This window comes from Arthrobacter sp. M71 S08, assembly GCF_059089725.1.
Map to the genome: position 1 here is coordinate 362713 of NZ_JBNHEY010000001.1, position 19246 is coordinate 381958.

Below are 19246 nucleotides of genomic sequence, written 5' to 3' on the forward strand. Positions count from 1 at the left end.
TTGAAGAAGACACCACTTGGCCAATTGCATACCGACGAGCTTTCTTACCGACTCATGCTTCGCCTTGACCAGTGGAGTCGCTGCTGAGCCGAACGCGGCGAGGCTGATGCCATTCTTCCCAGGCAGAGCAGGGTCACGAAGTGCCGTGATCCAGGCCGTGCTCAAAGCATCCTTCGCTGCATCGGGACTGCCGTTGACGTTTTTGAAGGCACGGGATAGGTGAGCTAGGAATGCTCCTGACACCGATGGTGTGGGGGCATTTTTTGTGTGTGCTTCCAACCGGGTCCGTCCACCAGGCCTTACGCCGGGCACCCATTCGACCCGCGATTGCTACGCTCCTCACGTGAGCATCAGCGCCACTGACGGCATTCCTGCGACACCACGATCGGGCGTGGCGTCATCGACATAGACGTTGTCATAGCCCTTGTCGGCGCCGTCGTTCTTATCGGTCTGGGGTCGATTTTCCGGCACAAGTTCATCCCGAGTGCAGAGTTTTGGTCTGGGCTCGAAAAGCTGACCTATTTCGTACTTCTGCCGTCACTGCTCGCAATCGGCCTCGCCGGAGCCGACTTCGCATCGATTGAGCCCGGACCAATGGTTCTCGTATTGGCAACCTCCGCCACGTTCGCGACCCTGCTCGCCTATGCTGCCCGCCGCCCAGCAACAGGCAGCGATGGCCCTGCGTTCACGTCCGTTTTCCAGGGCACTGTCCGCTTCAACACCTACATCGGCGTAACGACGGCGGCCGCACTCTTCGGCTCCGACGGCATCGCCATCGCAGCACTCGCCAACGCCGTCCTCGTGCCGTTCGGCAACCTCGCGTCCACCATCGCCCTCGCGCATTACGGACACCACAAACTCCGAGGCTCCGCCTTGGTCCTCGCCGTGTTCGGAAACCCGCTGATCCTCGCGTGCGCGGCCGGACTTGCCGCGAATCTCATCGGCTCCGCACCAGGCGTAAGCGACGCGCTCGATGCTCCGGTACCAGCCGCCGTCGTACAGCTCATGGCTGCGGTTCTGGGACTGCTCGGGGGAGCGGCTCTGCCGGTCGGGCTCTTCTGTGTAGGCGCCGGACTGCGCGGACGATTCTTCCCAAGCGAGTCCCTGCGTCCCGTAATTGCGGCACTGTTGCTGCGGTTCCTTCCTGTGCCGGCAGCGACGCTGGGACTGTGCATCCTGCTCGGGTTCAGCGGCCCCGCTGCCGTGGTCTGCGTGGTGTTCCAGGCGCTACCCACTGCAACAAGCTCCTACGTCTTCGCCCGACGGCTGGGCGGCGACGCCTCCCTCATGGCACAGATCACCGCAGCGCAAACCGTCATCTCAGGCGTGGTGCTGCCATCGTGGATCCTCATCGCGCTGACGGTGCTGATGTAGATCGCTAGGATCGAGCCATGGAAACCCGGGAGTCTGCCGCAGAGACCACACTCGTCACCCTCAGCGACATCGAAGCCGCCGCTGAACGCATCAGCGATCTGGTCCTGCGAACACCGCTCATTCAGCTCCCGCACCCGCAGCGTCCGGACGGGATCCTCCACTGCAAAGCCGAATCACTCCAGCCCACCAGCGCCTTCAAGCTGCGCGGCGCCTACAACACCATCGCGCAGGTACTGGATCAGGCACGCGAACACGGAATCGTCGCTCAATCCTCCGGCAATCACGCCCGAGCCGTTGCCTGGGTGGCACACCGCCTCAACCTGCGGGCGGTCATCGTCATGCCGGAGGCAGCCCCGCACACCAAGATCGACGCCGTCCGTGCGCTCGGCGCCGAAGTCCAGGTGGTGCCATCCGCTCTGCGCGACGTCCGCGCCCACGAACTTGTCGCCAAACACGGGTACATCCACATCCCGCCCTACGACGATCCGCGCATCATCGCCGGACAGGGGACTGTCGGCCTCGAGATCATGCAGCAACTACCCCACGTCGACACCGTCCTCGTCCCTATCTCCGGCGGCGGCCTCATTTCCGGCATCGCGACGGCGGTCAAGGCACTCAACCCCGAAACGCGGGTGATCGGCGTCGAACCTGAGCTGGCCGCCGACGCCGCCCAGAGCTTCCGCGAAGGCCGCCGCATCACCTGGGAACAGCAATTGACCTACCGCACGATCGCCGACGGGCTGCGGACGCCCGCCCTCGGAGTGCACCCGTGGGAGCACGTGAAGCGCTACGTCGACGACGTCATTACCGTCACCGAAGAGCAGATCCTGGCAGCCATGCGCCACCTCACCCTCGCGGGCCGGCTCGTGGTCGAACCATCCGGCGCTGTCGCCACCGCTGCGTGGATGCACGATCTCGTGCCGAGTGGCACCAACGAAAACGACGGCGGCACAGTCGCCGCCGTCGTCTCCGGTGGATCGGTGGATCCGGTCCTTCTGGCGAAGGTGCTGCAGGCCGGCTAGAGCCGTTCGAGGAAATCGGTGAGCAGTCGCACCCACTGCTCGCGCGCGACGTCGTTCGCTTCCGGAGTGGGAAGCCCCACCTGTGTTGCCACGATCGACGCGGTACCGTTCCTCTTCAGCTCGCTCGTGACGACGACGGAAGAACCATCCGCCGCCTTCGCCCGCCAGGTGATCCGTTGATCGCCTCCGCTGATCCGTGGAGTCTCGGCCAGGAGCTCCTGCACTGCGTCGTTCGCCGACGCAAACTGCTCCCACCGCGCCATGAGCTCCTCCAGGCCGAGGGAAGTGGACCTGCTGACGCTCAGCTGGAACGTCCCGTCTGAACGCTGGCCCGGAATACGCCGTCCGATGTGGTGCTCGTAAGCCACCGCCACGGACTGGGCCCACCAGCCGGCCGAGTCCACGGTGCCCTCAAGCTCCTCATACACCCTCAGTGCGATGTCCTTGTGGTCCAGATCCTTCGCACCGACGGCGTCCAGGAACGTGAGCCATTCATCCCACGACCGGTTGGTGGCCCGCTCTATGGGCTTGATTCTCGGATTGGCTGTCATCTTCGGATCCTTTCACGGGCTGCTACTCCGCCACCCGGTTCATGAACTTCCCGATCCGGACGCGTAGCTCTGCGATCTGGCGACGCACGACGACGGCGGGATCCGGATTGATCTCGTTGGCCGGCGGCGCCTTGCGCACGTTGGCAGAGCAGATGAAGTCGGCACAGATGAGCGTCCCGACAGTGTTCCCGATGCGTCCAGCCTGTCCGGCGCGCTTGGCGACCCAGAGCAGCACGTCCTCCTTCGAGAAGACGTCCCGGCACATCTCGCAGAGCACCGATCGGTTCTTTTTCGCGCCCCCGTCGGGTGCGCGCAGGAGGATACCGGTCAGCCCGCGTTCAGTCGGTACTACGAGGTACGCGCGAAGCGGCATCTTCTCGTCACGCCAACCGAGGAACTCGAGATTCTCCCAGTCGAGGACATCGAAGTCGGGCGGCAGGTTGAGCTTTGTGATTTCGGAGCGGGAGGCGTTGATGAATGATGACCGGATTTCGCGGTCGCTGATTTTTTCCATGTGGGCTCGGCTTTGCATGTGGACTGTGTAGTGCGGTTGCATCTTCGCAAAGAGCGGGGTCTAGAGCAAAGCTGCCGAGGAAGAGTGTTGCGCGTCACCTCACACAGCCATAAGGTTGTCGAAGCGCTTCGACAATTACCAGCCAGCTCAAAGGGGACTCGCTCCATGCATACTGACGAGACGTTGCGGTCTAGCGATGAACTGATGTTCGGAGGCGACTACAACCCGGAGCAATGGCCGGAGTCGGTGTGGCGCGAAGATGTGCGCCTCATGCGACAGGCTCGTGTGAACCGGGTGACCATCGGCGTCTTCTCCTGGTCGTCCATCGAGCCGCGGGAAGGTGAATACGAGTTTGGGTGGCTGGACCGGATCATGGACTTGATGGCCGAGAACGGCATCGGCGTTATCCTTGCCACGCCCACCGCCTCGCCGCCGCCCTGGTTTTCGCTGGCATATCCCGAAGCCCTCCCGGTCACCACCGACGGAGTCCGCCTAATCCACGGTAGCCGGGACACCTACAACCCAGCGGCCCCCGCGTACCGGTCCGCCGCAAAGCGCCTGACCGCAGCCCTGGCGCAGCGATACTCCTCTCATCCCGCCCTCAAGATGTGGCACCTCCACAATGAGTACGGGACGGTCTCCTACGGGCCGGAGGCTGATGCAGCTTTCCGCGAGTGGCTCCGCACAAAGTACGGAACCCTGCAGCAGCTGAACGTCACCTGGAATACGGCGTTCTGGTCCCAGGGCTACGGCAGCTGGGAGGAGATTTTCGCTCCACAGGCCACGCAGTACCTGCCGAACCCTTCCCAGATACTCGACTTCAAGCGTTTCTCGGCCGATCTGCTGCGCGATTGTCTCCGGGAGCAGGTCGAGATAGTCCGGAGCGTCCGAGCCGACGTAGCCGTCACCACCAACTTCATGCTTCCCAGCTGGAACCACTACGACCAGTGGGACCTGGCAGCTGAGATCGACGACGTCTCCGTCGACCATTACCCGGACACGTCAGGCATTGAAGGTGACGTTCAGGTCGCCTTCGGCAGTGACCTTGCACGCTCCTTCAACGGCGGACGTCCCTGGGTGCTCATGGAACAGGCCACCACCATGGTCTACAACTATGCGCAGGGGCGGATCCTCGCACGGGATCCGGGAAAACTCCTGTTCAACACACTCCAGTACCTTGCCCGCGGCTCTACGGGGTCCCTGTTCTTCCAGTGGCGGTCGCCGCGCGCCGGCGCCGAGTTCTTTCACTCGCCGATGGTTCCGCACGTTGGCGAGAACTCCCGGACGTTCCGCGAGATCGTAGAGCTCGGAACAAGTCTTACCGGGCTTCGTGAACTCGCACAGCCGCCCGCGGCAGGGTGCCGCGTGAATCAAAACAGGGTGGCGATTGTCTGGGATTCCGATGCCTGGTGGTCGGTGGACACCGCGGCGTTGCCGTCCACCGACGTCGCGTTCCTGCCCGCTGTGAAGTCAGTACACCGCGCGCTGTGGTGGTTTGGAATCAACGCCGACTTTGTCCGGCTCGATCAGGACCTCGCCGGTTACAACCTCATCCTGGTTCCCAGCAAACTGGTTGCCTCGGATGCTGAGGCCGAAGCGCTTCGGGGCTTCGTCGCAGACGGCGGACATACCGCTATCTGGTACTTCTCAGGCAGCGCCGACGAGAACCTCAACGTGCGCCTCGGTGGGTTCACTGGAGCATTCGCTGATCTCCTAGGCATCCGGGTCGAGGAGCACTTCCCCCAGCTCGCGGAGACGGCCCTGAAGCTGAGCGACGGTTCGACCGCTGATTGCTGGGCAGAAAGTGTGGAACTCGTCGGCGCGACAAGCGTTGCAGACTTCACCGAATACCCGCTCCTGGGGCGTCCCGCAGTCACCACCCACGGGTTCGGTTCAGGCACAGCGCACTACATCGCCACCCGACTGGGCGAAGACGCACTGCGCGAACACCTTCGCCGCATCCTCGACAACGCCGGCATTCAGCCGGACCACCCGGCAGCCGGGTACGGCATCGAAGCAGTTCGCCGCCATGCCGGTGACTCCAGCTACCTGTTCCTCCTCAACCACTCCGAGGATGCGGTCGACGTCGATGTCCACGGGCACGATCTCCTGACCGACACAACGGTCCAGGGCACCACCACGCTGACTCCCGGCACCGCGTTGATCGTGCGCGAGCACTCAGAACAGTGAGCACCCTCTTCTACACCAGCCCGCCACGCACCTGGTTGGACGGCTTGCCGCTGGGCAATGGCCGGATCGGCGCCATGGTCCTGGCAGACAGGCAGACGCTGCGGCTGCAGCTGAACGACAGCACAGCCTGGTCGGGCAGCCCCGCCAGTGAGCAACGGCGGGGCAGCATCTCAGCGGAGACGGCCTCGCGCGTGCTCGCAGAGGCAAGGACTGCCATCTCGGAGGGGAGGCCGGTCGACGCCGAACGAAGCCTGGAAGGGCTGCAGTCCAGCTACTCCCAGTCGTACCTGCCGTTCGCCGACGTCGTCATCTCGGTGGAGCGCCCCACCCAACTGCAGGAACGCAGGCTGTCTCTCTCAGACGCAACTCACCGCACCACTGGGCGGACAAACGGAGGCAGCATCACGCAGGAGACGTTCATCAGTGCGGTGGACGGGGTGCTCGTCCACCGGATTGGGTCGACCGCATCGGTTGACGTCGACGTCGCCGTCTCCACGCCGCTGAGGGAAACCGGGAGAGCAACCCGGCCCGACGACGTCGTGCTGGAACTGCGGCTGCCCGCCGACGTGGCGCCGGGGCACGAACCGGACGAACCGGCGCTCCAGATGGAACTCGACGGCATCGAGCCCCTTGAAGGTGCGCTGTGCGTCGCAGTGAGGCACGACGGTATCGCGACGGGGAGGGACAAAGGAGAAACCGTACTCACCGGCATCAGCGAGTTGGTGATGGTGGTCACGACCGAGACCACGTTCACCGGCATCGGCCGTGCACCGGAAGGCTCCTCGGGGACCTGCGCGGAGACCGCGCGCCGTCGTGCGCACGCGGCGCTCGACAAGGGCTGGGAAGCGCTGCATGCCGCGCACACCGAGGCTCACCGCGAGCTGTTCGACCGCGCCACGGTCACCCTGAATCCCGGTCCTGATGCGTTGCCGGACCGCGACAACGTGCCGGCAGATGTACGGCTGCGGGAGGCGAACGCCCATGCTGCCGGCGTGCTTGTTGCTGATCCCGCGCTCGTTGCCCTGCTGTTCGACTACGGGCGGTATCTGTTGCTCGCTTCCTCGCGTCCCGGCACTCTTCCGGCCACGCTGCAGGGCCTTTGGAATGAGGATATGCGCCCTCCGTGGTCCTCGAACTACACGCTGAACATCAACGCTCAAATGAACTATTGGGGTGCGGAAGCGGCTGCCCTACCCGAATGCCACGACCCGCTCTTCGACCTCGGGGAAGCACTCGCCGACCATGGTCGGCGTACCGCCGAAATACTGTATGGCGCACGAGGATGGGTGGCGCATCACAACTCCGATGCGTGGGCCTACAGCTCGCCGACCGCCGGGCACGCCAGCTGGTCCCAATGGCCGATGGCCGGACCATGGCTGGTGCGGCAACTCGACGAAAAGCGTCGCTTCGGGTCGGCTACCCCTGACCAGGTCGAGCGGCTGTGGGACCTGGCGGTCGGCGCCGCGCAATTCCTCTGCGACTGGCTGATCGACGACGGCGGTGCCCACCTGGAAACGCGACCGTCCACCTCGCCGGAGAACTGCTATCTCAGCGCTCAGGGAAGGGCCGCCGTCGCCACGTCGACTGCCATGGACCGCACCCTCATCAGTGAACTGTTCGAGACGTTACTCGGGCTGGCGCCGCTTGTTGGGCAAACCACACACCCCATCCTGGACGAGGCACGCGCGGCCCTACCGCGAATCGCGCCGCCAAGGGTCGGCACCGACGGCAGGATCCTCGAGTGGGGGCACCCGGCGGAAGAGGCGGAGCCCGATCACCGGCACCTCTCGCACCTGTTTTTCGCCTACCCCGGCAACGGCCCGACGCCGGAGCTCGCCGACGCCGTCAGTCTCACCCTGGACCATCGCGGTGACGATTCCACCGGCTGGTCGTTGATCTGGAAGATCTGCCTGCGTGCACGGTTGGAACAGCGCGGGAAGGTCGCGGATCTGCTCCGCCTGATGTTCCGGCCGGCGGACGAAACCAACGGCCCACACGCCGGCGGCCTTTACAACAACTTCTTCGCCGCTCACCCGCCGTTCCAGATCGACGGGAACCTGGGATATATCGGAGCACTGGCCGAAACATTCGTGCAAAGCCATTCCCGGGTCATCCGCCTGCTCCCGGCTGTGCCCGCGGAGTTGCAGAGCGGGAGCGTTCGTGGTCTCGTCGCGAGACCCGGCATCACCGTTGACGTGACCTGGAAGGACGGCCTGGTCAGCGAAGCCGTGCTTAGCCCGCAGCGTGCCGAGGCGGCGGGGGAGCGGCTGATCTCCGTCAGCGGCGCTGTCGAACCGGTGACCCTCACATTTGGGCGAAGAACCACGCTGCGCCGGAACTCCACAACCGGCACCATCGACTTTTCAACAACAGACCATGACTAGCATTACCGCCAACGGAAAGGCAGTGTTTACGCCATGACCCAACACAGTGAAGAGACAGGCACCCGAGTGACGGGGAGCCCGGATTACCGCGACGTCGGCCTGGAGTTCCCACCCGACTTCGTCTTCGGATCCGCTACCGCGTCCTACCAGATCGAAGGCGCCCACGAGGCCGAGGGCCGCGGCCCCTCCATCTGGGACACCTTCAGCCACACCGAGGGCAAGGTGTGGAACGGCGACACGGGCGACGTCGCCTGTGACCACTACAACCGACTCGAATCCGACCTGGACCTGATGAAGGACCTGGGTCTGGAGTCCTACCGCTTCTCGATCGCGTGGCCGCGCATCCAGCCCACCGGTCGCGGCCCCGCCAATGAGGCCGGGCTCGCCTTCTACGACCGGCTGGTCGACGGACTGCTCGCCCGGGGCATCAAGCCGATCGTCACCCTCTACCACTGGGATCTGCCGCAGGCACTCGAGGACGACGGCGGCTGGACCAACCGGGAAACAGCGTTCGCCTTCGGTGATTACGCCTGCATCGTCGGCGAACGTCTCGGCGACAGGGTCGCACTGTGGACCACGCTTAACGAGCCGTGGTGCAGCGCCTACCTCGGGTACGGATCCGGTGCGCACGCACCGGGGCGGACCGAACCGGCAGCCGCGCTCGCCGCCGTACACCACCTCAATCTCGCCCACGGCCTGGCCGTCCTGGCGCTCCGGGACGTTGTCACCAATGACCCCGACTTCGCGATCACCCTCAACCTGCACGTCTTCCGCCCGGAGGGGGAGACCGGCCCCGAAGCTGTGCGGCGGGTGGACGGCCTCGCCAACCGGCTGTTCCTGGACCCGCTGCTGAAGGGCGTCTACCCCGAGGACGTGCTAGAGGACACCGCTAGCCTTACGGACTGGTCCTTCGTGCAGGACGGCGATCTGCACCTCATCCGTCAGCCCCTGGACATCCTCGGTGTGAACTACTACTCCACGAACCGCGTGCGCATGTGGGACGGCGAAGGCGAAAAGGAGAACGCCGACGGGCACGGTGAAGCCGCCGGCACGGCCTGGCCGGCTGCAGACATGGTCGAGTTCCTCCAGCAGCCCGGTCCCTACACCGAGATGGGGTGGAACATCGACCCGTCCGGGCTCGAGGACCTACTCGTCTCGCTGCATGAAAGCTGGCCTGAGCTGCCGCTAATGATCACCGAGAACGGCGCGGCGTTCCCCGACGCCGTCGAAGTCGATGCCGATGGAACCCGGCGGGTTCGCGACTCCGAACGTATCGACTACCTGCGCCGCCACTTCACCGCTGCCCACCGGGCGATGGACCGTGGCGTTGACCTTCGCGGCTATCAGGTGTGGTCACTCATGGACAACTTCGAGTGGGGCTACGGCTACTCCAAGCGCTTCGGCATCGTGCACGTCGACTACGACTCGCTGGAGCGCACACCGAAGGACAGCTCGCGCTGGTATTCGAAGCTGATCCGGGACAGGCGCATCCCGCCGGTGGATTAAAGGACAGAAGGAGGGCCAGTCGTCCTGACTGGCCCTCCTCCACATCCTTGCGCAGCGGCTAACCGCCGGTCTGTGCCTCGTCGCTTCCACCGGACACCCGGCCGCTCGACTTCTGCAGCCGGTCGATGTGCTCCGAGGCCTGTGCCTTGGTGATGTCGGCTGGGATTTCCTCCCCGGCCTCGCGCGCAAGAGTGTCCAGGTAGCTGCGCTGGGCGTCGGTCATGGGTTCATCCCCCGTGACCCAGTCCTCAGGGTCACGTGCAAAACCGCCCTGCGGCTCCGGCGTCGGGCTTCCCAAAGTTTCATCAGACATAACGTGCTCCTTCGTTCGGGGAATTACTGGCTTGCTTCCGGGGGCAGTGCTTCGTGGTGGGGGCGGCCATGCGTCCGGCGGTCTTCCTTCATCTCCGCCTCGAACAGGTGGCGCTTGCCCTCCACGAGTTCGTCGCGGGCGCGCTTCTCGAGCTTCTTGAATTCCGCGTAGTAGTGGTCGTCATAGTCCTCGACGATCTGGAATGTCCACCTGCCCTCGATGACGTTCCGGCCCACAACGTCCCGGTTCACCTCGTCCGCGAGTGAGTCATGCCCTGCCTCCCGCAACAGCTCCACAGCCTCGCCCAGGGCGAGGTCTGCTGTGCCCGTCAATCGGTGGAACCCGTACAGGAGTCCGCGGGCGTGCTCAACTACTTCGAGCGCTTCGGAGAGTTTCCCAAGCGCCTCTACTGTCTTGTCCGAAGCCGATGCGGGCCGCTGGTGGTTGCTGTCCGGCCCGTCCGATCCTGAGATAGTCATACTGCTTACCATATACAGCAGGAGCTTCTCATGGGCAGATCTTCCGCGTGGCCCTATACCGATGGGGGACGCCGGAATACCCTGAATCCATGCCCACTTCCAGCAGGTCTCCGGCTGCCAAAAGCACGACGACGGCCCCGGACCTCCCGGCCATCCAGCGCCACACGGTCCGGGTGCTCATCGTGGCCCAGATCCTCGGTGGGATCGGCATCGGCTCGACCCTCTCGATCGGCGCTGTCCTGGCCGCCGAAATCTCCGGGTCCGAAGCGCTCTCCGGGACCGCTGCCACCTTCAGCACCCTGGGCGCCGCAGCCAGCGCCATCCCCCTTGCGCGGCTCGCGCAGCGACTCGGACGCAGGGCGGCCCTGACAACGGGAGCGCTTCTCGCCGCCTCGGGGTCCGCCATCGTCATCGCCGCGGCAGGCCTCGGGGCCTTCCCGCTCCTGCTCCTCGGGTTCGCGCTCCTCGGCGTGGGCACTGCCGTCAATCTACAGTCCCGTTTCGCCGCCACGGACGTAGCAAGCCGCGAACACCGGGGACGCGATCTGTCACTCGTGGTGTGGTTCACCACGGTGGGAGCGGTGTTGGGCCCGAACCTGTTCGGACCCGGCGAGGTGGTTGCCGAGACGTTCGACCTTCCGGACCTGACCGGTTCCTTCCTCATTGCCGTCGTCGCGCAGATTGCGGCAGCGGCTGTGTACCTGACCGCACTGCGGCCGGATCCCTACATCATCAGCCGTTCAAGGCCCTCGGACCCCAAGGATGAGGCCCCCGGAATAGTACGCGGCAGGGGAGCCCTCCTTTTCGCCATCGGGGCAGTCGCGGTCAGCCACGCGGTGATGGTCTCCGTCATGTCCATGACGCCGGTGCATCTGGTGAACCACGGCGTGACTCTCACCATCGTGGGGCTCACCATCAGCCTGCACGTCGCCGGCATGTACGCACTGTCGCCGGCCTTCGGCTGGCTGAGTGACCGTGTTGGCCGGGTGGGAACCATCCTGATGGGTCAGGTGCTGTTCGTGATTTCGTTGGCGTTCGTCGGTTTCGGGGAAGCCAGCCCTGTCATGGTGACAATCGGCCTGATCTTCCTCGGTCTCGGCTGGAGCGCGTCCACCGTCTCCGGGTCTGCGCTGGTGACCGACCTCGCGACCGGTACCGCACGCGCACGCATTCAGGGCCGCACCGACCTCACCATGAACCTTGCCGGCGCATTCGGCGGAGCAGCGGCGGGCGTTGTCCTGGCAATGGTGGGCTACTCCGGACTTGCCTGGGCGGCAGGTCTGCTGGTGCTGCTCATCGTCGCGGGTGCGACGACGATGCGCACCGCACGGCCCCTGTCCGCTTAGGCAGGAGGGAGGATCGGCACCAACGCCTATTGATAAGCAAACTGTCCATTGCTTATCCTGACTGTAGTTCAGCAGCGAGCCATGTATCTCTTCTGGGGCGAATTCATGGACGGGTGATTGCCGTGCGGACTTTTGGTGTCGAGGAGGAATTCCTCCTGATCAATCCGAGGTTGCTGTGTCCTGAACCAGCAGCCGAAGCCGTCTTCCTCGCCGCGCGCGGCGGCGAGCTGACACGGGAGTGCAAGCAGGAACAGATCGAGACAGGCACAGAGCCGCAAACATTTCTGGAGGCTCTGAGCGCGGATATTCTGCGTCAACGCTCAATTGCCGATGATGCAGCGTCCCGCGCCGGCGTCCGAATAGCAGCCCTCGCAACCTCACCGATGGTGACCAGCACGGAAGTTACTCCTGAGCCGCGCTACCTGGAGATGCAGGATCAGTTTGGTTCGACTCTTCGTGATCAGTTGACGTGCGGCTGTCACGTCCACGTCGGAGTGGAGTCCGATGAAGAAGGCGTGGGCATCCTCGACCGGATCCGGGTCTGGCTTCACGTGCTGGCGGCCCTGAGCGTGAATTCGCCGTTCTGGAACAGTGAGGATTCCGGCTACGCGAGCTACCGAATCCAGGCGTGGAGCCGCTGGCCGACTGCGGGTGTCTACGAGATTTTCGGCTCGGCTGCGGCTTACCGTGACCTCGTTGAAACCCTGCTCGCCAGTGAGGTGCCGATCGACGAGGGCCAGATCTATTTTGACGCCCGGCTGAGTCGCCACCATCCGACCGTGGAAGTCCGCGTTGCCGACGTCTGCCTACAGGCCGATGATGCTCTCCTGCAGGCTGCGCTCACTAGAGCGCTCGTGGAGACGGCGGCGAGGGAATGGGCCGATGGCGTTCCGCCCATTCCCATGCCTGCAGCCCAGCTGCGGCTCGCCGCCTGGCGTGCAAGCCGCTTCGGGCTGGACGGTCAACTGCTCGATCCGCAACTGAACGTCCTCCGCGACGCTCGACAGGTGGCTCGCGCCTTGTTCGAGTACGTCCGTCCGGTCCTGGAAGAGCAGGGGGAGGAGCTCACCGTCGAGTCCCTCCTCCGTCAAACCCTTATCCGCGGAACGGGATGCAACCGCCAGCGCGCCGTCTACGCGCGAACCGGGAGCCTGGCCGAGGTGGTCTCAGACGCTGTCTTCCTGACGAACGTCGGCCAGGGCTCGCTGCATGAACGGCACGCAAGCCGCGGGTGCTTCCACATGAGAGGCGATGAACTGCACCGCATCTGAAGGGTTTTATCAGGTTGGAACTGATCAACCGGGCGGAGCACCGCGCTCAGGTCCGGTTGCAGCGGCCAGCATCGCTTCCAGTTTTGTGACCACGGCGTCGAGGCCCAGCTCGAAGGCGATATCCTGACGCCTCCCTGCTGGCTGGGCGGTGAGTGCGTTTGCAAGTGCCGGATGGCGCGATTCAGATGCCGACCAGAGCGGCTCAGGCGATGCGGCGTCGATAGCAGCACCCAGGACCAGAACGTCCACCAGCATCAGGCCGCCAAGCAGGGAAGTCCCCTCGAACCCTGCTGACGCAAGGACCTGCGCGAGGCTCTCATAAATATCCAGCGTTGCATCGTCATCTACCGGCTCTCCCACCAACGCGGGAATAGCCAAGGGATGTCGTTGCATCGCATCTCGATAGTTCACGGCCCAACGACGAACCTGCTCCTGCCAGGTGCCTTCACCCGGAGGAAAATCCCCGCGACTAGTGGCGTCCTGACTGATCAGCGACCGAATGCCCCTGATGATTTCGGTCCGTCCCCCCTTCACATGGTGATAAAGGGAAGACGGGCTCACCCCCAGCTTTTTGGCCAGGCGGGGAATCGAGAACCCGCGCTGCTCATCGAACAGGTCGAGTGCAGCCCGGTGGATCTTCTGTGACGTCAGAAGTGGGCTGGTTGGCCGGACCATCGAATTCCCTCGTCTGGATGGAAGCTAAAAGACAACCACACTACGGGCGCGCTCACCACGACGCATGGCGTCGAATGCTTCATTGACGTCGTCCAGACTGATGCGATCAGAGATCAGCTCATCGACCGGCAGTTTCCCCGCCAGATACAGCGCAGCCAAGCGGGGAAAATCCCTCCCTGGAACTGTGGAGCCATAGTTGGAACCGATGATCCGAATGCCTCCTTCGGCCAACGCGAGCCCGTCAAAGCTGATCAACTGATCAGCTGGCGGGAGTCCCACAAGAACGGCAGTGCCACCGCGCACCAGCAAGCCTGGAAGCGATTCGATTGTCTGCTTCCTGCCGATCGCCTCGAAAGCGAAGTCTGCCCCGCCGTCGGTGATCCCCAGGATTTCCTGCTGCGTATTGGCGTCCGCTACCACCGTGTGGGTGGCTCCCAACGTTGCGGCCAGTTCCAGTTTTTCTTCGCTGAGGTCCACGGCGATGATCGGGTAAGCGCCGGCGAGTTTGAGGCCCATGATGATGGACAACCCCACGCCTCCCGCGCCGACCACGACGGCGGAACTGCCGGGGGAGACCGCGGCATCATTGACGACCGCGCCCACACCGGTAGCAACAGAGCACCCGAGGAGCGATGCGACGTCGAAGGGAACCTCCGAGGGAATCTTCACTGCTGCCGACTCCGGAACGACCGCATACTCGCTCATGGAGCCCACCGCGAGATAGGGATAGACCCGGGCACCGTTGAGGGAGAGTGGTGTGGTGCCGTCCGGCAACAGGCATTCTTCGGAGCGGCTGCCGGTGCAGACAAAAGCCCGACCCGATAGGCACGCGGTGCAGCGTCGGCATGGGTAGAACCAGCTGAGCACCACATGGTCCCCGATCTGCACGTCCTGCACACCCTCGCCGATTGCCTCGACGACTCCGGCGCCTTCATGGCCCATGACAGTCGGAGACGGCAATTCCCACTCACCGTCGAGCACGTGCCGATCGGAACCGCACACACCTGAGGCACCCAGACGCACCAGAACGGTTCCCGGGCCGGGTTCGGCGACCTCTATCTCGCTGATCTCCAGCCGGGGGCCACTCCGATGGATAGCAGCGCGGGACAGAAGACTCACTTGCCAGTTCCTTTCGCAGTGACCGGCTCTCCGGTACCGAATGCACCCAAACCACGCCTCTTGTACAGGACTGTCGCCAGGACCCAATGGACCAGCCCGCCGACGATGGCGGCCGGTAGCGATGCCGTGATGACGTTGAATGCGGGCTGCGTTTCAAGCGTGATCGGGTTGTACAGCCAGAGGTAAAAGGCTGCACCGACGACGACGGCCGCCATACCTGCCCAATTGACGCCACCGGACAGGTGGTAAGCGCTGCTCGATCCAGGGGCATACAACTCCGCCAGATCGATGCGCTGCTTGCGCAGGATGAAGTAATCAACGATGATCGCACCGCACATAGCCGCCAGGAAGGCACCGCTCAGCGTGACGAACAGGACGAAGCGTTCGTACATGAACTGGGGGAAGAACGCCAGTGCCGCGGGCAGCACGAAGAATGCGGCGCACAGCCACTTCCAGTGCAGGCCCCGCAACAAGGTTCCGCTCGATTGACGCAAAGCGAGAACGGTGGAATAGACGATTGAGGACATGCTGGTGATGTTGGCGAAGCAGATGAACAGCAGGATGAAAGCGCCGAGCAAGGGGCCTCCGAAGGGGATCATCCAGACCGTAGGATCCGAGTCGCCCAAGGTCAGCGCAGCACCCATGCCGACAACCTGTGCCAGCAGCGTGGCGATGAGCAGTCCGCCATAGGCTGGCCAGATGGCTGCCCGGGGCGAGTTGGTCATGCGCGCAAGGGACCCCATCACGGGATACCAGGAAACGCCCACACCCACGTTGAACTCGACCGCTATGGCGAAGTTCAGCTGCGGGTCATCAAAGGGAGCCAGAGGGGCCGCGTCGAGCAATGTGGCCCACGATGTGTTAATCACGAGGAAGATCATGAGCAGCGCGGTAATGACCAGCAGCCCCGGTCCGATGAACTTGTTGAGCCTGCCAATAGTCACCGGGCCACGGGACAAAATGAACCAGGCCACTGCAATGGCAGCGAGCGCACCGATGATGACCATCACGCCGTACTCGCCGAAATCAGCGCCCGTTGCAACGTTCGCCACCTGCGTGGTTGCGCGACCCACCATGATGCCGAGGAGGGAAGACCAGCCCATCTCGGTGATGAGAACCACGGTGAAGACCAGCACGCCGACGCCGACGACACCAAAGACCGGTCGCAGGATGGTGTACTGCTCAACCCCGTACCGCTGGCTGGCAACCGTGCTCGCCAGCACCATGAAACACAGGCCAATCGCGTTGCCGATAATCATCGCCGCGACGCCTTGCTGGAAGCCGACGAACGACGCCGTTGCACCACCAACGAGGAAGGCCCAGGTGGCAATCGCTAGGGCAACGTTGACCCAGCTGAAGTCCACAGCGTTCCAGACTCGCTCTGACCGCAGCAGCGGCAGCGATCCGAAAGTATTCGCGTGCTCGACTTCCTCCACCGCAGTGCTCTTTGAGCCGCTCACAGGGCCATCACCAACACCCCGAGCAGGCACATAAGCACCGTTGTGCCGACGTAAACAAGCAAGTCCCGGTTCGACAGTGCCCGCCGTCCCGGATCCCCTGCCTCTTCCGTCCTGATTGTCTCGATCCGTCGGCGCAGCTCTCGCTGCACCAAATCGGCGTCACGATTCATCATGGCCTCCTCGCCACATAACCGAATACCTTTCGGTTCAGGCAATGATTTTCTGCCTAGGATGGTGCTCTGTCAACAGAGACGGCGAGCAGGAAAACCGTCGGCAAAAGGAGGCAAGAGTGGTGCGCATTGCAGCGTGGCAGGCCACTGGAGTGGTGGGGGATCTACAGGGAAACCTGCAACGCCTGGCAACAGCGGCGTCCAGATCGAGCGACGAAGGAGTCCACGTTCTAGTCACGCCTGAGCTGTTTTCGACCGGGTATGCTCCAGGGCAGGTGTTCGATTCGGACGGTGAGTCCATCCGGGACCAACTAGCGGACATCGCCCGCACATCCGGTCTGGCTCTGGTTGCATCCACGGTCGATCGTGACGGAGACCAGCGGTTCATCAGCGCGTCCTTCTTCGACGCGGAAGGCACTGAAAAAACGCGGTATCGGAAGTCATACCTATTCGGTGAGGAGGAGCGGTCCGTTTTCCGGCCCGGGGCCTCAGCACCTGAGGTCATCGACTTTGCCGGACTGCGTGTAGCGCTCGGCATCTGTTACGACGTCGAGTTCCCTGAATTCGTGAGGGGCGCAGCGCGCAGCGGGGCAGAGGCACTGCTGATACCCACCGCCGTACCGACAACAGGAGACGTCGACGGGCTGCCAACAAACCGGACGTACAACGCCGACCGAATCTCCACGCTCATGGTCCCGTGCCGGGCCATGGAGAACGGAGTGTTCATCGCGTACGCGAATCATGCGGGACCAGACTTCACCGGACTCAGCTGTATCGCAGGTCCGCACGGGAATGTCCTCGCGGAGGCTGACCGCCAGGAATCGATGCTGTTCGCTCAAGTCGACGCATCGGAGGTGCAGAGAGCACGCCGCATCAACACTTACCTGCGTGACTTCCGTGATGACCTCTGACCCGTTCAGCCGACACTGACGAGCTAATCCATTTCGGCGTAACGCTTCGCCTGAGCAAGACCCTCGCGTACCTGGTCAGCGTCGTACTCCGGTCCATACACAGGCGTATCGCGCTGAAACCGCCATCCTTCTGCGAGTGGGCCGGCGTCGACCGCATCGAACCCGAACTGGTCGATCAGCGACGCAACGGTCTGCTTCGCGCCGTCGTCGTCTCCGGCGATGGGAAGCGCGCGGCGCCCCGGTGTGCCAGACGGCGCTGCCTTGCTGGTGAGGTGGGCCGCATAGATGTTGTTGAACGCCTTCACCACATGGGAGTCGGGGAGCCGTTGCTGGAGAAGCTCGCTGGTGGTGGTCGATTCGTCGTCGAGTTCGGGGAAGTTGCCGTCCCGTACCGGGTAGTAGTTGTTGGTGTCGATCACCGTCTTGCCCCTGAGTGGGGCAACCGGCAACGTATCGATCGCTTTGAGCGGAACACTTACGACGACGACGTCACCGGCTTCCGCTGCCTCGTCCGGTGTTGCCGCCCGCGCGCGATCGCCCAGTTCGTCGATAAGACCAATGAGGGTTTCCGGTCCTCGGGAGTTGCTCAGAACGACGTCGTACCCGTTCTGGATGGCGAGCCGTGCAAGTTGTGACCCGATGTGGCCGCTGCCGATGAAGCCGATGGTTTGAACGCCTGATTCTGCACTGGTTTCCATGGCGAGTACAACCGATCTGCGGCCCGGGTATTCCTGAGATATCCGTTACACAACGAGCCTGGCGTAGACCACGTAGTTGTCATTGAAGGTGCCGGTCGCCGGATCATAGCCGTCACAGGTGATGAGGCGCAGCTCGGGACCTTCGGTGTTCCCGTAGACGGCTTGCGTCGGGAATGCGTGCTTTGAGTATTGCTCACCCCGTTCGACGGCGAATACCGCCACAGTGCCGTCCTCACGGGTCATTTCGATGGTGTCACCCGGATTGAGTTGCTTGATCCAGGCGAATACACCGGGTCCGCCGTCGCTGGCGTTGACGTGCCCAAGGAATACGGAAGGCCCGGGCTCACCCGGGGTAGGGGAGTTGCGGTACCAGGCTGCGGGCGCACCGGGTTGCCCGGGCGGCACTTCAAGGGATCCGTTCGGCTGGAGGCCGAGATGTAACAGGCCGGACTGGACTCCGTGGGCCGGCATGGAGAGCGTGATAGGCAGAGAACGCTCGAACACCTGCGGCTTTATCTCGGTGGGAGCTGCGGGTTCGGCGGATCGCGTTTCCGAAGTAGTGGGTTCCGGCTGGGGTGCTTCCGCCGGTTTGGACTCCGTCGGTGCAGGCCCTGCCGGCGCGGCGGATCGGGTGGGTGCCGTCGTCGGCTCGTTCTCCGGGGCGGTGGACAGCGCGGCGACAGTGAAAGTTGGCTGTGCTCCGGCGGCGTCAGAAGGGCTCGGCGCGGCACAGCCGGCGAGGAGTAGCAGAGGGACCGTTGCGGCAGCCGGCAGGCTTCCGCAACGGTCCCTGAATCGGCTAGTCATGTGTAGGAAATGCCTCGCCTCGCTACGCCGCCCGACGACGGACGACGTACGCTCCGCCGGTCGCCAGGGCCAGCACCAGTCCTCCGCCCAGTGCGAGGGCCGCGGTGTCGTCGGTGGCGGCAACCTCGACGCCGGTCTCGGCGCCGCCCGTGGGGACGTGGGTCACTTGCTGTCCCACGAGGCCGGCGACGATGCTGGCGTCGTACGCAGGCGTTCCGGATGCGTCACAGCCGAAGCCGTCACGGTCCCTGTCGAGGTGAAGAGCGTATCCCGGGGTGTTTGCCGGGATGTTGTACACGCCGACCGAAGCTGCCTCGGAGCAATTCTCGAACGGCAGAGATACCGCCGATGCCGGCGTTGCTGACAGTGCGACGAGACCTGCCGCTGCTGCTACTGCTAGTCCTGCTGTTGTCTTCTTCATGGTTTCCCCTCATGTAGATCCGCGAGTGATGAGAC

General features: G+C 63.9%; 20 protein-coding genes. 8 read left to right on the forward strand and 12 right to left on the reverse strand.

What is annotated here, in order from left to right:
• Positions 1–339: 339 nt before the first annotated feature.
• Positions 340–471, reverse strand: a complete 132-nt coding sequence (locus AC5RTB_RS01725) for a hypothetical protein (protein WP_494059346.1) — start codon at positions 469–471, stop codon at positions 340–342.
• A 123-nt stretch (positions 472–594) separates the two neighbouring features.
• Between AC5RTB_RS01725 and AC5RTB_RS01730 the strand changes: the two genes are divergently transcribed.
• Both AC5RTB_RS01730 and AC5RTB_RS01735 read left to right on the forward strand, forming a co-directional pair.
• Positions 595–1374: an AEC family transporter gene (locus AC5RTB_RS01730; RefSeq protein ID WP_494059347.1), complete on the forward strand. Its 780-nt coding sequence runs from the start codon at positions 595–597 to the stop codon at positions 1372–1374.
• A gap of 17 nt (positions 1375–1391) precedes the next feature.
• Positions 1392–2396 carry a threonine ammonia-lyase gene (locus tag AC5RTB_RS01735; protein ID WP_494059348.1) on the forward strand — a complete coding sequence of 335 codons (1005 nt, stop codon included), beginning with the start codon at positions 1392–1394 and terminating at the stop codon, positions 2394–2396.
• Here the strand turns inward: AC5RTB_RS01735 and AC5RTB_RS01740 are convergent.
• The gene (locus AC5RTB_RS01740; RefSeq protein WP_494059349.1) at positions 2393–2947 is read right to left on the reverse strand and encodes a hypothetical protein; all 555 of its coding nucleotides are present in this window, start codon (positions 2945–2947) and stop codon (positions 2393–2395) included. The genes AC5RTB_RS01735 and AC5RTB_RS01740 overlap by 4 nt on opposite strands.
• A gap of 22 nt (positions 2948–2969) precedes the next feature.
• On the reverse strand, positions 2970–3461 hold the full coding sequence (locus AC5RTB_RS01745; RefSeq protein ID WP_494059350.1) for an FBP domain-containing protein: 492 nt from the start codon (positions 3459–3461) through the stop codon (positions 2970–2972).
• Between the two features lie 165 nt (positions 3462–3626).
• Between AC5RTB_RS01745 and AC5RTB_RS01750 the strand changes: the two genes are divergently transcribed.
• Genes AC5RTB_RS01750 through AC5RTB_RS01760 form a run of 3 tightly spaced genes read left to right on the forward strand, consistent with a single transcriptional unit; the run spans position 3627 to position 9541 of the window.
• A complete protein-coding gene (locus AC5RTB_RS01750) occupies positions 3627–5651 on the forward strand; it encodes a beta-galactosidase (RefSeq protein ID WP_494059351.1) in 2025 nt (674 codons plus the stop codon).
• Positions 5648–8035 (forward strand): glycosyl hydrolase family 95 catalytic domain-containing protein, encoded by a 2388-nt coding sequence (locus tag AC5RTB_RS01755; RefSeq protein WP_494059352.1) that lies wholly within the window; start codon positions 5648–5650, stop codon positions 8033–8035. Before AC5RTB_RS01750 ends, AC5RTB_RS01755 begins: the two co-directional genes overlap by 4 nt.
• A gap of 33 nt (positions 8036–8068) precedes the next feature.
• A complete protein-coding gene (locus tag AC5RTB_RS01760; protein ID WP_494059353.1) occupies positions 8069–9541 on the forward strand; it encodes a GH1 family beta-glucosidase in 1473 nt (490 codons plus the stop codon).
• Positions 9542–9599: 58 nt separating this feature from the next.
• On the opposite strand, the gene AC5RTB_RS01765 is transcribed toward AC5RTB_RS01760, so the two are convergent.
• The gene (locus AC5RTB_RS01765; protein ID WP_309071134.1) at positions 9600–9854 is read right to left on the reverse strand and encodes a DUF3072 domain-containing protein; all 255 of its coding nucleotides are present in this window, start codon (positions 9852–9854) and stop codon (positions 9600–9602) included.
• A gap of 23 nt (positions 9855–9877) precedes the next feature.
• The gene (locus AC5RTB_RS01770; protein WP_494059354.1) at positions 9878–10333 is read right to left on the reverse strand and encodes a hypothetical protein; all 456 of its coding nucleotides are present in this window, start codon (positions 10331–10333) and stop codon (positions 9878–9880) included.
• Between the two features lie 89 nt (positions 10334–10422).
• On the opposite strand from AC5RTB_RS01770, the gene AC5RTB_RS01775 reads away from it, so the two are divergent.
• Both AC5RTB_RS01775 and AC5RTB_RS01780 read left to right on the forward strand, forming a co-directional pair.
• The gene (locus AC5RTB_RS01775) at positions 10423–11679 is read left to right on the forward strand and encodes an MFS transporter (RefSeq protein ID WP_494059355.1); all 1257 of its coding nucleotides are present in this window, start codon (positions 10423–10425) and stop codon (positions 11677–11679) included.
• Between the two features lie 122 nt (positions 11680–11801).
• Positions 11802–12950, forward strand: a complete 1149-nt coding sequence (locus AC5RTB_RS01780) for a glutamate--cysteine ligase (RefSeq protein ID WP_494059356.1) — start codon at positions 11802–11804, stop codon at positions 12948–12950.
• 24 nt (positions 12951–12974) lie between these two features.
• Here AC5RTB_RS01780 and AC5RTB_RS01785 read toward each other — a convergent pair whose 3' ends face one another.
• From AC5RTB_RS01785 to AC5RTB_RS01800, 4 genes are read right to left on the reverse strand one after another with little or no spacing between them, the layout of a single operon-like run.
• On the reverse strand, positions 12975–13625 hold the full coding sequence (locus tag AC5RTB_RS01785; RefSeq protein ID WP_494059357.1) for a TetR/AcrR family transcriptional regulator: 651 nt from the start codon (positions 13623–13625) through the stop codon (positions 12975–12977).
• 24 nt (positions 13626–13649) lie between these two features.
• Entirely contained in the window at positions 13650–14744 is a 1095-nt protein-coding gene (locus AC5RTB_RS01790) for an alcohol dehydrogenase catalytic domain-containing protein (RefSeq protein WP_494059358.1), read from the reverse strand.
• Positions 14741–16204 carry a purine-cytosine permease family protein gene (locus tag AC5RTB_RS01795; RefSeq protein WP_494059359.1) on the reverse strand — a complete coding sequence of 488 codons (1464 nt, stop codon included), beginning with the start codon at positions 16202–16204 and terminating at the stop codon, positions 14741–14743. The genes AC5RTB_RS01790 and AC5RTB_RS01795 overlap by 4 nt, the downstream gene beginning before the upstream one ends.
• The gene (locus tag AC5RTB_RS01800; protein WP_494059360.1) at positions 16201–16377 is read right to left on the reverse strand and encodes a hypothetical protein; all 177 of its coding nucleotides are present in this window, start codon (positions 16375–16377) and stop codon (positions 16201–16203) included. Before AC5RTB_RS01800 ends, AC5RTB_RS01795 begins: the two co-directional genes overlap by 4 nt.
• 116 nt (positions 16378–16493) lie before the next feature.
• Between AC5RTB_RS01800 and AC5RTB_RS01805 the strand changes: the two genes are divergently transcribed.
• Positions 16494–17285: a nitrilase-related carbon-nitrogen hydrolase gene (locus AC5RTB_RS01805; RefSeq protein ID WP_494059361.1), complete on the forward strand. Its 792-nt coding sequence runs from the start codon at positions 16494–16496 to the stop codon at positions 17283–17285.
• A 23-nt stretch (positions 17286–17308) separates the two neighbouring features.
• On the opposite strand, the gene AC5RTB_RS01810 is transcribed toward AC5RTB_RS01805, so the two are convergent.
• From AC5RTB_RS01810 to AC5RTB_RS01820, 3 genes are read right to left on the reverse strand one after another with little or no spacing between them, the layout of a single operon-like run.
• Positions 17309–17983, reverse strand: coding sequence for an NADPH-dependent F420 reductase (locus AC5RTB_RS01810; RefSeq protein ID WP_494059362.1), 675 nt, complete (start codon positions 17981–17983; stop codon positions 17309–17311).
• A 45-nt stretch (positions 17984–18028) separates the two neighbouring features.
• On the reverse strand, positions 18029–18790 hold the full coding sequence (locus AC5RTB_RS01815) for a class F sortase (protein ID WP_494059363.1): 762 nt from the start codon (positions 18788–18790) through the stop codon (positions 18029–18031).
• 22 nt (positions 18791–18812) lie between these two features.
• Positions 18813–19211 carry an excalibur calcium-binding domain-containing protein gene (locus AC5RTB_RS01820; RefSeq protein ID WP_494059364.1) on the reverse strand — a complete coding sequence of 133 codons (399 nt, stop codon included), beginning with the start codon at positions 19209–19211 and terminating at the stop codon, positions 18813–18815.
• Positions 19212–19246 lie beyond the last annotated feature (35 nt).

Coding starts and splice junctions, on each gene's coding strand:
- AC5RTB_RS01770 (WP_494059354.1), bottom strand. CDS start 10,333: ATGACTATCTCAGGATCGGACGGGCCGGACAGCAACCACCAGCGGCCC.
- AC5RTB_RS01760 (WP_494059353.1), top strand. CDS start 8,069: ATGACCCAACACAGTGAAGAGACAGGCACCCGAGTGACGGGGAGCCCG.
- AC5RTB_RS01750 (WP_494059351.1), top strand. CDS start 3,627: ATGCATACTGACGAGACGTTGCGGTCTAGCGATGAACTGATGTTCGGA.
- AC5RTB_RS01810 (WP_494059362.1), bottom strand. CDS start 17,983: ATGGAAACCAGTGCAGAATCAGGCGTTCAAACCATCGGCTTCATCGGC.
- AC5RTB_RS01820 (WP_494059364.1), bottom strand. CDS start 19,211: ATGAAGAAGACAACAGCAGGACTAGCAGTAGCAGCAGCGGCAGGTCTC.
- AC5RTB_RS01815 (WP_494059363.1), bottom strand. CDS start 18,790: ATGACTAGCCGATTCAGGGACCGTTGCGGAAGCCTGCCGGCTGCCGCA.
- AC5RTB_RS01740 (WP_494059349.1), bottom strand. CDS start 2,947: ATGACAGCCAATCCGAGAATCAAGCCCATAGAGCGGGCCACCAACCGG.
- AC5RTB_RS01745 (WP_494059350.1), bottom strand. CDS start 3,461: ATGGAAAAAATCAGCGACCGCGAAATCCGGTCATCATTCATCAACGCC.
- AC5RTB_RS01785 (WP_494059357.1), bottom strand. CDS start 13,625: ATGGTCCGGCCAACCAGCCCACTTCTGACGTCACAGAAGATCCACCGG.
- AC5RTB_RS01775 (WP_494059355.1), top strand. CDS start 10,423: ATGCCCACTTCCAGCAGGTCTCCGGCTGCCAAAAGCACGACGACGGCC.
- AC5RTB_RS01735 (WP_494059348.1), top strand. CDS start 1,392: ATGGAAACCCGGGAGTCTGCCGCAGAGACCACACTCGTCACCCTCAGC.
- AC5RTB_RS01730 (WP_494059347.1), top strand. CDS start 595: ATGGTTCTCGTATTGGCAACCTCCGCCACGTTCGCGACCCTGCTCGCC.
- AC5RTB_RS01800 (WP_494059360.1), bottom strand. CDS start 16,377: ATGATGAATCGTGACGCCGATTTGGTGCAGCGAGAGCTGCGCCGACGG.
- AC5RTB_RS01765 (WP_309071134.1), bottom strand. CDS start 9,854: ATGTCTGATGAAACTTTGGGAAGCCCGACGCCGGAGCCGCAGGGCGGT.